A 12330-nucleotide genomic window follows, 5' to 3' on the forward strand; every position below is an offset into this window, starting at 1 on the left:
GGACCAAAAAAGGGCGACGACCCGATTGCACCCACTATTAGTAGGAGAAGGCCGGGACGGCCGCCCCACGGTAGTAGCGGTTGATGGCATCAGCCACATATCGACTGTGGTAGGCGGAAACCAGGGACTTGTAGGCGGGGTCGTTCTTGTCGACCTGCCTGGCCACGATGATGTTGACATAGGGGTGATTGGCTGGCGATTTGAGATCGCCGGGCACCTGGTAGATGGCATCCTGGATCTTCATGCCGGCATCCAGGATGAAATTGGTGTTGGTAATGCCGGCCGCATAGTCGGGCAGGACCTTGACGATTCCCGGCGGATCGACCTGGTCCAGGACCAGCCCGCGCGGGTTGTCGACGATGTCTTCAGGAACCGGCGTGGTGGCCTTGGGGTCTCGCAGACCGATCAGCCCGGCGCTGGCAAGCACCTTCAGGGACCGGCCCAGGTCGATGGGATCACTGGGAATGGCCAGCCGCTCGCCTCGCCCTATCTGGTCGACGCTCCGGTACTTCTTGGAGTACAGGTTGAGGGGTGAAATGTAGGTGTCGCCGATGGCGGCGAACCGGTATCCGTGCTGCTTGGTCTCCTGCTCCAGAAAGGCATAATGCTGGAAGGCGTTCAAGTCGATCTCCCCGTTGGCAAGCGCCTGATTGGCGTAACGCCCGTATTGGAAGGAGCGAAGCTTGATTGTTATGCCGGCCCGGCGCTGGTCCAACTCGTGCTGAACAGCCTTCCAGATCTCCTCATCAGCATCGCCCACCAGGCCGATGCTGATCTCCCGCTGGCCGCGCTCGGGCTGGTTGACCTTGACATAGGCCACGCCCATCAGGACGGCGACCACCAGGATGACGACCGAGACAGCCGCCAGCTCTCGCTTGGCCCTGGTTCTTCTGGTGCTCATATCCGTCCTCCTTCATTGCTGGAACCTATCGCATCAGGAAACCTTGAATGCCGGCAGGCAGGCGCCCTTGTAGACACGGACGATGGTGTCGGCTACGGGCTTGGAATGATAGGCGCGCACCACTGCGGCGTAGGTGGGGTTGTCACGCTGATCCTTGGTGGTGACGATGATGTTGATGTATGGCTTGTTGGCCGGGTTCTGCAGGTCGTAAGGAACCTCGTGGATGGCATCATGCACGCTGCGCCCTGCATCGACCACGAAGTTGGCATTGGTGACCCCGCCCGCATAGTCGGGCAGCAAGTTGAGGATGCCGGCCGGATCCACCTGCTCGATACTCAGATGCTTGGGATTGTCCACCACATCCTCAGGCAGCGGGTTGGTGGCCTTGGGGTCGCGCAGCCCGATCAGCTTGGCATCGGCCAGGACCTTCAAGGCCCGGCCCATGTTGGTGGCGTTGTTGGGGATGGCCACCCGGTCGCCGTCCTGGAACTGCGAGGGCTTGGCATAGCGCTGCGAGTAGAGGTTCATGGGCGAGATGTAGGTATTGCCAAGCACGGCCAGCTGGTAATGGTTGGTCTTTACATCGTCCTCCAGGTAGGCATAGTGCTGGGCTGCGTTGAAATCCACCTCGCGGTTGGACGTGGCCTGGTTGACGTAGATGGCATCCTGGAAGGGCTTGAGCTCGATCCTGATGTGCTCACCCCGCCGATCCAGCTCTGCCTGGACGGCCTTCCAGATCTGATCGTCCGAGCTGCCGATGACGCCGACCTTGACGACCTTGACATCGGCACCCACCTGGTTCAGACGGACATCGGTACCGACCACCAACGCCAGCAGGAGGACGATGACCAGGCTGAGCGCCGCCAGCTGGATCTTGGCTTTGTTCTTTTTGCCGACGCGACTACGACCGACCACGATAATCTGACCTTTCCCGGGTTGCTCAGTGTTCGACGACCTCGGCCAGAAGCCGGCCGAACAGTTCGATCAGGGCGATGAAGATGACCAGCACGATGATGGTGGCGATGGTCACGTCATTCATGGACCGCTGGTAGCCCAGACGGATGGCGAAGTCGCCCAGACCTCCGCCGCCCACGATGCCCACGGTGGCGGTCTCGCCCACCAGGCTGACGATGGTGATGGTGGTCACCCGGATGATGGAGGGGATGCCCTCACGCAGGTAGACGTGCCAGATGATCTGCCAGGTGGTCATGCCCATGGACTCCGCCGCCTCGACATACCCAGGATCCAGACCGGCAAGGGCCGACTCGATCTGTCGGGAGAAGAAAGGCGTGATGCCCACGACCAGGGGGAAGATCGCCCCCTTGGGCCCGATGGCCGTGCCCATGAGCATCCTGGTCACCGGCACCAGGGCCGCCGCCAGAATGATGAAGGGGATGGAGCGGAAAAGGTCGATCAGCTTGTCCAGGATAGTGAAGACCAGGCCGTTGTGGCGGATGCCGTCACGTCGGCTGATGATCAGCCCCACCCCGATGACCAGGGCCAGCAGGAAGGAGATCACCCCGGAGACGCCGACCATGACCAGGGTCTGAACCATGCTGCTGAAGAACTCCGGCAGCCGGCTCATGACGTTGGGGAACCAGGCGGTAAGCAGGGACGTCATGACTTGAGAACCTCGATTCCGATGTTGCGCGAGCGCAGGTATTCCATGGCCTGGCGGATGTTTTCAGCGTCGCCGCCCACTGTGACCACCAGACCGCCCAGGGGCGCACCCTCCACCACATCGATATCGCCGAAGATGATGTTGACGTCCAGGTTGTAGCGACGGCTGATGGTGGAGACCAGGGCTTCGGAGACCTCCTTGGAGACATAGGACATGCGCATGAGGATCTGCCCCGGCTCCAGGGCCACCAGGGGCGAATCGGCAGCCATCAGATCCTTGACCTTGTCCAGGTTGGAGGTGGTGGCCACGAAGGATTTGGTCAGCTGGGCCTTGGGATCTGCAAAAACATCGAAGACCCTGCCCTGCTCCACGATGACGCCCTGGTCGATGACCGCCACCCGGTTGCAGATCTGCCGGATGACCGACATTTCATGGGTGATCATGACCACGGTGATGCCCAGCTGGTCGTGCAGGTCGCGGAGCAGCTGAAGAATGGAGCGCGTGGTGGTCGGATCCAGTGCGCTGGTGGCCTCGTCGCTGAGCAGGATATCCGGTTCGTTGGCCAGGGCTCGGGCGATGGCCACCCGCTGCTGCTGGCCGCCGGAGAGCTCGGCGGGATAGTGGTCGGCCAGCTCGGTCAGCCCTACCAGTTCCAGAAGCTCGGACACCCGGGCCCGTCGAGATGCACGGTCGCGGCCGCTCCCCCGCAGAGGCAGGCCCACATTGTCGGCCACCGTTCTGGAGGGCATCAGGTTGAAATGCTGGAAGATCATGCCGGTGCGACGCCTCAGGTCCCTCAGCTCGGCCGGAGCCAGATCCTTGACCTCGCGGCCGCGGACCTTGACGCTGCCCGAGTCGTAATCCTCCAGCCCGTTGATGCAGCGGACCAGCGTGGACTTGCCCGCCCCGCTCAGACCAATGATGCCAAAAATATCCCCAGTCTCGACGGTCAGATCAATGTCGGCCAGTGCCGTCTTGTCTTCGTCGTCGTCGCTGTGATAGGTCTTGGTCAGGTGCTCCATCCGCACCGCCGGTGTCCGCTCGCTCACGTTCCCGCCTTCCCTGGTCGACTGCCTGACATGGTAATCGTCCCGGCGGCCAGTGGACAAGAAGGCCTCTATAGATGTCATTTATAGGCATGTATCGATAACCCGCCTGCTTGGTCGATGGGTCGGTGGCAGAATATGGGTATGAGCGCATCCGGTCAGCAGCGGATTATCAACACCATCAATCCCGGGGAGCGGCCGTTCGGCTCTCCTCTGGGGCCAAGACCTACACGAGTCCTTCTCCTAGGAGCCGGCGAACTCGGCCGCGAGATAGCCATCAGTCTGATGCGGCTGGGTGCCTGGGTTGGCGCGGCGGACTCCTACCCTGGCGCACCGGCCACCCAGGTGGCCCATGCGGGCTACCAGGTGAAAATGAGCGATCCCCAGGCTTTGGAGGACCTGATCGACAAGGTCCACCCCGATTTGATCGTGCCTGAAGTGGAGGCCATCGCCACAGACCGCCTGGTCGGTGCCGCGGCCCGGGGCATCCAGGTAGTGCCTGCCGCCCCCCTGGCGGCCATGTGCATGGATCGCAGGGCCCTGCGCGTCTTCGCCCACGAACAGGCAGGCCTGCCCACTACCCCCTACCGATTCGCCGACTCCCCCGAAGAGCTGGCCAGCGCGGCGGACCAGGTGGGCTACCCCTGCATGGTCAAACCCCTGATGAGCTCCTCCGGCCACGGACAGACTCTGGTGCGAAGCAGGGAGGGTTTGTCTCAAGCCTGGAATTCGGCACTGACCCAAGGCCGGGCAGCCACCAGGCACCAGGGCAAGGCCGAGGTCATCGTGGAAGCCCTGGCCCCCCTGGCCCATGAGCTGACGGTTCTGACCGTGGCCTCCTGCGCCGGCGTGGCCACCTGCACGCCCATCGGCCAGCGTCAGGAGGACGGGGACTACCGCCTCTCCTGGCAACCGGCGGATCTGAATCCTGACATCCTGCAGCAGGCCCGGAGCATGGCCACCCGGTTGGTTGAGGCCATGACCTCCCTGGCCCGCCAGAGCGGCGAGACCGGTTGGGGGATCTACGGTGTGGAGATCTTCGTCCTGCGCGACGGCTCCCTGCTCTTCAACGAGGTGGCGCCGCGCCCCCATGACACCGGCATGGTGACCATGATCTCCCAACGGCTGAGCGAGTTCGACCTTCACGCCCGGGCCATCCTGGGCATTCCCGTCCACCAGGAGGATCTGGCCCTGAATCTGCCGGAGGGCACCTGCGCGGTCAGCCGACCCATCCTGGCCAGAGGCCAGGGACCGGTCAGCTTCCAAGGCCTGCCGCAGGCCCTGGACCACCCTGGCACCGACCTGCGCATCTTCTCCAAGCCCGAAGTGCATGGCCTGCGCCGCATGGGCGTGGCCCTGGCCTTGGGGCCGGATCTGCAGACCGCCACCGAACGCGCTGAAGCCGTGGCCAGCGATCTGAAACCGCGGGTGGGCGCGGGGATGTAACCCGGGCTTGCTATGGTGGTCGTGTCCCAAGCAGTGCAGAAGTTTCCAATTCGCAACAAACTCGAGGAAGGCGAACAGTGGAAAAGTTGGGAATGCGCTATCAAGGCAAGGCCAAGAAACTGTACGAGACGGATGACCCGGACATACTCTGGGTTGAGTACACTGACCAGGCCACCGCGGGGAACGGGGCCAAGAAGGCCAATATCGAAGGCAAGGCCAGACTGAACAACAGGATCACCACGGTGATATTCTCCCTGCTGGCCCGCCGGGGTATCCCCAGCCACTTCGTACGCAGCATCTCGGATACCGAACAGCTCAACCGCCGGCTGGACATGTTCCCGCTGGAGATCGTCATGCGCAACCGGGCCGCAGGCTCCTTCGCCCAGCGGTACGGAGTTGCGGAAGGTACGGCCTTGAAGCAGCCGGTGCTGGAATTCTTCTACAAGTCCGATCCTCTGGATGATCCGTTTATCAACCGGGACGACATTCTGGCCCTGGGACTGGCCACCGAGCAGGATCTGGACATCATCGCAGCAAAGACCCGGGAGATCAACGGGGCCCTGACCAGCATCTTCCGCGCCATCAACGTGGAGCTGGTGGATTTCAAGATCGAAATGGGCAAGACCGGATCGGGCATCATCCTTCTCGGCGACGAGATCACCCCCGACACCTGCCGGCTCTGGGCCATCGGCAACAATCATGACGGCCAGGTCACCCACCTGGACAAGGACATCTTCCGCAGGGACCTGGGCAGCATCATTCCGGCTTATCAAACCATTCTGGATGGGCTGACCGAATTGGAGGAGCGCGAAAGCCAATCGAACAGCTGAATCGGTGGACCCGGAAGCGAGCATATCGCCTCCGGGTTTTTCATTGGTCCCCAACCAGTCCATCGCGAAAGGATCCATTGTGCTCTTCCGTGTCTATACCGAGAAAAAGCGGGGCTTCGACCAGGCCGCCGACAGGCTTGCCCAACAGCTGCGTACCCTGCCGGGTGTGCATGGGCTGACCGGCCTGCGCATGCTCAACCGCTACGATCTGGAAGGCATCGACGAAGACCTCTTCAAACGCTGCCTGCCCACGGTCTTCGCCCAGCCCCAGACCGACCTGGTGGCCACCCGACTGGAGCAGGCCCTACGCATGAAGGGCGACGGGGACCTGCCGCCACTGGACTCCCCCATGCTCTTCGCCGTGGCCCCCTTGCCCGGTCAGTTCGATCAGCGAGCCGACTCCGCGGCCCAGTGTATCCAGCTGATCGGCCAGGGCGCCCGCCCCCTGGTGGCCACGGCCACTGTCTATCTGCTCCAGGGCGACCTGAATGCCGAGCAGATTGAAGCCATCCGCAATTACCTGGTCAACCCGGTGGACTCACGGGTGGTAGGGCTGGAGCAGCCCAAGACCCTGGCCATGCCTGATGACAATCCGGATCCAGTGCCGGTATTGGACGGGTTCCGCGATCTGGAGGATCCTGAACTCGAAGCGCTGATTGACAAGCTGGACCTGGCCATGGATCTGCCGGATGTCCGCTTCTGCCAGGACCACTACCGCCAGGAAAAGCGGGATCCTACCCTGACCGAGCTCAAGGTGATCGACACCTACTGGTCCGACCACTGTCGGCACACCACCTTCAATACCAGGCTGGAGCGGATCGATGCAGACAACCCTCGAGTCCGGGCCACGCTGGAGCATTACCGGGCCATTCGCGCAGAGCTGGGCCGTCAGGACCGACCTGAATGCCTGATGGACATGGCCACCATCGGAGCCAAGTACCTGCAGAAGCGCGGCATCCTGAACGACGTGGACCAGTCCGAGGAGGTCAACGCCTGCACTATCCGGACCAAGGTCGACGTGGACGGCCAGGATGAAGACTGGCTCTTCCTCTTCAAAAACGAAACACACAACCATCCCACCGAAATCGAGCCCTTCGGTGGTGCAGCCACCTGCATCGGCGGAGCCATCCGTGATCCCCTGTCCGGAAGGGGCTACGTCTACCAGGCCATGAGGGTCAGCGGGGCAGCAGATCCCCGTCAACCGCTGGATCAGACCCTGCCCGGCAAGCTGCCCCAGAGCCGGATCGTCCGTCAGGCAGCCGATGGCTACTCCTCCTATGGCAACCAGATCGGGCTGGCCACCGGGCAGGTTCGGGAAATCTACCACCCCGGCTATGCGGCCAAGCGGATGGAGGTGGGCGCTGTAGTGGCCGCCACCCCAGCCGACCATGTGATCCGCCGCCAGCCCGCACCCGGCGATCTGATCATCCTGGTGGGCGGAAGGACCGGCCGCGATGGAATCGGCGGCGCGACCGGAGCCTCCAAGTCCCAGAACGAAGAAAGTCTGGAACGCTGCGGAGCCGAGGTGCAGAAGGGCGATGCCCCTGAGGAGCGCAAGCTCCAGCGCCTCTTCCGTCGCCCGGAGGCAGCCAGGCTGATTGAGCGTTGCAACGACTTCGGAGCCGGCGGCGTTGCTGTGGCCGTAGGCGAGCTGGCGGACGGACTGGACGTGAACCTGGATCGGGTGCCGCTCAAGTACCAAGGGCTGGACGGGACTGAAATCGCCATTTCCGAGAGCCAGGAGCGCATGGCCGTGGCCCTGGCTGCCGAAGATGCGCCCGCCTTCATCGACTACGCCCGGCAAGAGGACCTTGAGGCCACCGTCATCGCCGAGGTCACCGAAGAACCCCGGCTGCTGATGACCTGGCGATCAGAGACCATCGTGGATATCCCCCGATCCTTCCTGTCCTCCAACGGCGCCCCTCACAAGGCCGATGCCCAGGTGACGGTTCCTGCTCCCTACCATGCCCCCTTCGAGGTCCAAGGCAGCCTGGATGCACGCATGAGGGCCCTGCTTGCGGACATCAATGTTTGCTCCCAGCAGGGTCTGGCTGAGCAGTTTGACTCCACCATCGGTGCAGGCACCGTCCTCATGCCCTTCGGCGGAGCCCGACAGCTGACACCGGCCCAGGCCATGGTGGCCAAGCTGCCCGTGGACGGGCACACCACCACCGCCTCGGCCATGGCCTGGGGATTCAACCCCTGGATCAGCAGCCAGGACCCTTACACCGGCGCTTACCTGGCCGTGGTTGAGAGCCTAGCCAAGCTGGTCGCCTCTGGCTTCAGCCGTTCCCGGGCCCACCTGAGCCTGCAGGAGTACTATCCCAAGCCCGGCGACGACCCCTGGCGCTGGGGCCTGCCGGTGGCCGGCGTCCTGGGAGCCCTCCAGGCCCAGCTGGATCTTTCCGTGGGTGCCATAGGTGGCAAGGACTCCATGTCCGGCAGCTTCGAGGACCTGGATGTGCCGCCCACCCTGATCAGCTTCGCCGTGGCCTTGGGACAGGCCAAGGATGCTATCTCCCCCGAATTCAAGGCAGCGGACCGCCAGGTCTATCTCTTGGCGCCCGATTACCAGGAGGACGGATTGCTGCCCGATCCGGAGAGCCTGCGGACCGTCATGGATCAGGTGGAGACGCTGATCAGCCAGGGCCTGTTGGATGCTGCAGCCACTCCGGGCTACGGATGCGTCGCCCAAGCCCTGATGGAAATGTGCCTGGGCAACAGGATCGGACTCGATCTGACATCAGACACTGCCATATCGGCGCTTTTCCGCCCCGCTTATGGAAGCTTCATCCTGGAGGCCTCAGGTCCGGAGCCCCTGTTCATTCAGGATTCCGGCCTGCATCTGCGCCTCCTGGGGCACACCCGGGAGGATTACCGCCTGCGCTGCGGCAGCGAGGACCTGGATCTGGCCGAGCTCGAGGAGATCCGCGCCAAAGGTCTGGAATCCGTCTTCCCATACCGAGGCCAAGGCGACCCGGTGCCGGCCATTGGACGCACCGACCGTGAACCCGGCAGGCCTGCAGCGCGCAGAACCAGGGGGACTGCCAAGACCACACATCCCAGGGTGGTCATGCCCGTCTTCCCCGGCACCAACTGCGAGTTCGACTCCGCACGGGCCTTCCAGTACGCTGGAGCCCAGGTGGATACCGTGGTCATCCGCAACTTAAATGCCGAGGATGTGACCGAGAGCTCACGCCGCCTGGCCCAGGCCATCCACAGCAGCCAGATACTCATGCTGCCCGGAGGCTTCTCCGGCGGCGATGAGCCCGACGGTTCGGCCAAACTGGTGGCATCCTTCCTGCGTTCGAACCAGGTTGCCGATGCCCTCCAGGAGCTTTTGCAGGACCGGGACGGGCTGGTTTTGGGCGTCTGCAACGGCTTCCAGGCGCTGATCAAACTGGGCCTGGTTCCCTATGGCAAAATCGTCACCGGCTCGCCCGAGGATCCCACCCTGGCCGTCAACGCCATCGGCCGCCATCAGAGCCGTCTGGTCCACACCCGGATCAGCTCCACACGCTCTCCCTGGCTGAGCGCCTGCCGGGTGGGCGATATCCACACCATGCCCATTAGCCATGGCGAAGGGCGGTTCGTGGCCGAGCCCGGCCTCCTGCGCACCCTGATCGACCGAGGACAGGTGGCCGCCCAGTATGTAGATGAGCAGGGCCGTCCCTCCATGGATCCGTTGGTCAACCCTAATGGATCCGAGATGGCCGTCGAGGCCATCACCAGCCCGGACGGCCGGGTGCTGGGCAAGATGGGCCACACGGAGCGCAGCGGCCCCGACCTGTACCTCAATGTGCCCGGAAAACGTACGCAGCCGCTCTTCCAGTCGGGAGTGGACTACTTTGCCGCCTAGGGGAAAGGACGTAGACCATGTCGTTGGAGCTTGAAGGCATCCACGAGGAATGCGGGATCTTCGGGGTCTGGGGCCACCCCGACGCCGCCCGGCTGACCTACTTCGGCCTGCACGCCCTGCAGCACCGCGGCCAGGAGGGTGCCGGCATCGTTTCCAACGACCAAGGGCACCTGATCGGGCGGCGAGGTCTGGGTCTGCTGACTCAGGTCTTTCCTGACGAATCCAGCCTGACACCGCTGACCGGGAACCGGGCTGTTGGTCATGTCCGCTACGCCACGACCGGTTCAGGATCCATCGAGAACATCCAACCCTTCGTCTTCCGCTTCCATGACGGGGACATAGCCCTGGCCCACAACGGTAATCTGACCAACTGCAACAGCCTCAAGGCACAGCTGGAGGATCAGGGGGCCATCTTCCATTCCAACTCCGACACCGAGGTGCTCATGCACCTGATCCGGCGCAGCCCTGAAAAGGACTTCATGGCGGCGCTCAAGCAGGCCCTGCGCCAGGTCCATGGCGGCTTCGCCTACCTGCTAATGACCGAGGACGCCATGATCGGCGCCATGGATCCCAACGGCTTCCGCCCCCTCTCCCTGGGCCAACTGCCAGGAGGGGCCTATGTCCTGGCCTCTGAGACCTGCGCCCTGGACCTGGTCGGCGCCACGCTGGTGCGGGACATCGGCCCTGGCGAGATCGTCCGGGTGGACGACTCGGGCTACAGCATCGAGCGCTATACCGATCAGACCTGCCTATCCATCTGCTCCATGGAGTTCATCTACTTCGCCAGGCCCGACTCCAATATTTATGGGGTCAACGTCCACTCGGCACGCAAGCGGATGGGGGCCAGACTGGCCCGCGAGGCCCCGGTGGATGCCGACATGGTCATCGGGGTGCCCAACTCCTCCCTGTCCGCCGCCTCAGGATATGCCGAGGCGGCCGGGCTGCCCAACGAGATGGGGCTGATCAAGAACCAGTATGTGGCACGCACCTTCATCCAGCCCAGCCAGGCCATGCGTGAACAGGGCGTCAGGATGAAACTGGCGGCTGTACGCGGCGTTGTAGCCGGCAAACGGGTGGTGGTCATCGACGATTCCATCGTCCGAGGCACCACTTCGCGCAGAATCGTCCGCCTGCTCCGGGAGGCCGGGGCCAGCGAGGTGCACATGCGCATCGCCTCCCCGCCCCTGCGCTACCCCTGCTACTACGGCATCGACATCCAACGAACCTCCGAGCTGATCGCCGCCAAGAAGTCCGTGGAGCAGATCAGAGAAGCCATTGGAGCCGATTCCCTGGCCTATCTGAGCCTGGACGGTCTGGTGGAATCCATCGGCCTGGGCCGTGATGCGCCCTATCAAGGGCTCTGCGTGGCCTACTTCAATGGAGACTACCCAACGCGGCTTGACGACTACGAACAGGGCTTCCTGGCCTCGCTGACCCCAGAGGACCGGGCCCGGCTGGAAGCTTCCAAGGGATCCTACGGGCTTGACATGCCTGCAGGCTCGAGGCAGGGAGCCGACCAATCCATTGAACACTAGCGAAGAACAGAACAGACAGGGCATAGAAAGGGGCAGCCATGCCGAAGGCATATGAGCAGGCTGGGGTATCGGTAGAGGCCGGATACGAACTGATCGACAGGATCCGCTCCCACACAGCCAGAACACGTAGGCCGGGCGCCGGCGATATCGGCGGCTTCGGCGGCGACTTCGACCTGTCTGCACTCAATTACCGCCACCCAGTCCTGGTTTCAGGCACTGACGGCGTGGGCACCAAGCTGATGGTGGCCCGGGAAGCCGGCCGTCATGACACCATCGGTCAGGACTGCGTGGCCATGTGTGTCAATGACATCATCGCCCAGGGGGCCGAGCCGCTGATCTTTCTGGACTACATCGCCTGCGGGCACAACGATCCGGCTCTGCTGGAGCAGGTGGTCAAGGGCGTGGCCGACGGCTGTGTCCAGGCTGGAGCCGCCCTGGTAGGCGGGGAGACCGCCGAGATGCCCGACATGTACCAGCCCGACGAATATGATCTGGCCGGATTCACCGTGGGTGTGGTCGAACGGGAGTCCCTGGTGGATGGTTCGGCCATCAAGGAAGGCGACCAGCTGATCGGTCTGCCCTCCTCTGGCGTCCACTCCAACGGCTTCTCCCTGATTCGTCAGGTCCTGCTGGACCAGGGGGGCATGAAGCTGGAGGATCGGCCCTACCAGCTTGACGGACGAACCCTGGGAGAGGAACTGCTGACCCCCACCCGTATCTACGTCAAGGCCTTGCGCCCGCTCTTCGCCTCTGGCCTGCTCAGGGGCGCAGCACACATCACCGGCGGCGGCTTCGTGGAGAAGGTGCCGCGAATCCTGCCCGAGGGACTGGCCGCCAGCTTTGACCTGAATGCCTGGAAGGTGCCGCCCATCTTCACCATGATCGAAGAGATGGGCAGGGTCGACCATCTGGAGATGTACAACATCTTCAACATGGGCATTGGGATGGTTCTGGTGGTTTCCCCTGACCAGCTGGACCAGGCCCGTGCAGTCCTGGATGAGGAGCAGGAACCCTACGCTCTGATCGGACAGGTGACAGATGCTCAAAACGGCCAGCAGGTCATCCTTAACGACAACGGTCGTCAGTAATAGC

Annotated in this window: 9 protein-coding genes; 5 read left to right on the top strand and 4 right to left on the bottom strand. The window is 63.3% G+C overall.

Going from position 1 to position 12330, the window contains the following annotated elements; translation table 11 throughout:
• Nucleotides 1–37: 37 nt before the first annotated feature.
• From LPC22_RS01285 to LPC22_RS01300, 4 genes are read right to left on the bottom strand one after another with little or no spacing between them, the layout of a single operon-like run.
• Nucleotides 38–901 (bottom strand): MetQ/NlpA family ABC transporter substrate-binding protein, encoded by an 864-nt coding sequence (locus LPC22_RS01285; RefSeq protein ID WP_229131732.1) that lies wholly within the window; start codon nucleotides 899–901, stop codon nucleotides 38–40.
• Between the two features lie 33 nt (nucleotides 902–934).
• Entirely contained in the window at nucleotides 935–1816 is an 882-nt protein-coding gene (locus LPC22_RS01290) for a MetQ/NlpA family ABC transporter substrate-binding protein (protein ID WP_229131733.1), read from the bottom strand.
• A 25-nt stretch (nucleotides 1817–1841) separates the two neighbouring features.
• Nucleotides 1842–2522, bottom strand: coding sequence for a methionine ABC transporter permease (locus LPC22_RS01295; protein ID WP_045924669.1), 681 nt, complete (start codon nucleotides 2520–2522; stop codon nucleotides 1842–1844).
• Entirely contained in the window at nucleotides 2519–3571 is a 1053-nt protein-coding gene (locus LPC22_RS01300) for a methionine ABC transporter ATP-binding protein (RefSeq protein WP_229131734.1), read from the bottom strand. Before LPC22_RS01300 ends, LPC22_RS01295 begins: the two co-directional genes overlap by 4 nt.
• Nucleotides 3572–3706: 135 nt before the next feature.
• Here LPC22_RS01300 and purT point away from each other — a divergent pair, with 135 nt between their 5' ends.
• The 5 genes from purT to purM all read left to right on the top strand — a co-directional run bounded on the left by purT (nucleotide 3707) and on the right by purM (nucleotide 12326).
• Nucleotides 3707–5014, top strand: coding sequence for a formate-dependent phosphoribosylglycinamide formyltransferase (gene purT, locus LPC22_RS01305; RefSeq protein ID WP_373312851.1), 1308 nt, complete (start codon nucleotides 3707–3709; stop codon nucleotides 5012–5014).
• A 77-nt stretch (nucleotides 5015–5091) separates the two neighbouring features.
• Nucleotides 5092–5844 carry a phosphoribosylaminoimidazolesuccinocarboxamide synthase gene (gene purC, locus LPC22_RS01310; RefSeq protein WP_144085179.1) on the top strand — a complete coding sequence of 251 codons (753 nt, stop codon included), beginning with the start codon at nucleotides 5092–5094 and terminating at the stop codon, nucleotides 5842–5844.
• 79 nt (nucleotides 5845–5923) lie between these two features.
• Nucleotides 5924–9703, top strand: a complete 3780-nt coding sequence (locus LPC22_RS01315) for a phosphoribosylformylglycinamidine synthase (protein ID WP_229132281.1) — start codon at nucleotides 5924–5926, stop codon at nucleotides 9701–9703.
• Nucleotides 9704–9720: 17 nt separating this feature from the next.
• A complete protein-coding gene (purF, locus tag LPC22_RS01320) occupies nucleotides 9721–11238 on the top strand; it encodes an amidophosphoribosyltransferase (RefSeq protein WP_229131736.1) in 1518 nt (505 codons plus the stop codon).
• Between the two features lie 38 nt (nucleotides 11239–11276).
• The gene (gene purM, locus LPC22_RS01325) at nucleotides 11277–12326 is read left to right on the top strand and encodes a phosphoribosylformylglycinamidine cyclo-ligase (RefSeq protein ID WP_198189275.1); all 1050 of its coding nucleotides are present in this window, start codon (nucleotides 11277–11279) and stop codon (nucleotides 12324–12326) included.
• Nucleotides 12327–12330 lie beyond the last annotated feature (4 nt).

Source organism: Bifidobacterium mizhiense (assembly GCF_020884755.1).
Lineage (GTDB): Bacteria > Actinomycetota > Actinomycetes > Actinomycetales > Bifidobacteriaceae > Bombiscardovia > Bombiscardovia mizhiensis.

Excerpts from the sequence above, each read along its gene's own strand:
- LPC22_RS01295 (WP_045924669.1), bottom strand. The coding sequence starts at position 2,522 with ATGACGTCCCTGCTTACCGCCTGGTTCCCCAACGTCATGAGCCGGCTG.
- purT (WP_373312851.1), top strand. The coding sequence starts at position 3,707 with ATGGGTATGAGCGCATCCGGTCAGCAGCGGATTATCAACACCATCAAT.
- purF (WP_229131736.1), top strand. The coding sequence starts at position 9,721 with ATGTCGTTGGAGCTTGAAGGCATCCACGAGGAATGCGGGATCTTCGGG.
- purM (WP_198189275.1), top strand. The coding sequence starts at position 11,277 with ATGCCGAAGGCATATGAGCAGGCTGGGGTATCGGTAGAGGCCGGATAC.
- LPC22_RS01285 (WP_229131732.1), bottom strand. The coding sequence starts at position 901 with ATGAGCACCAGAAGAACCAGGGCCAAGCGAGAGCTGGCGGCTGTCTCG.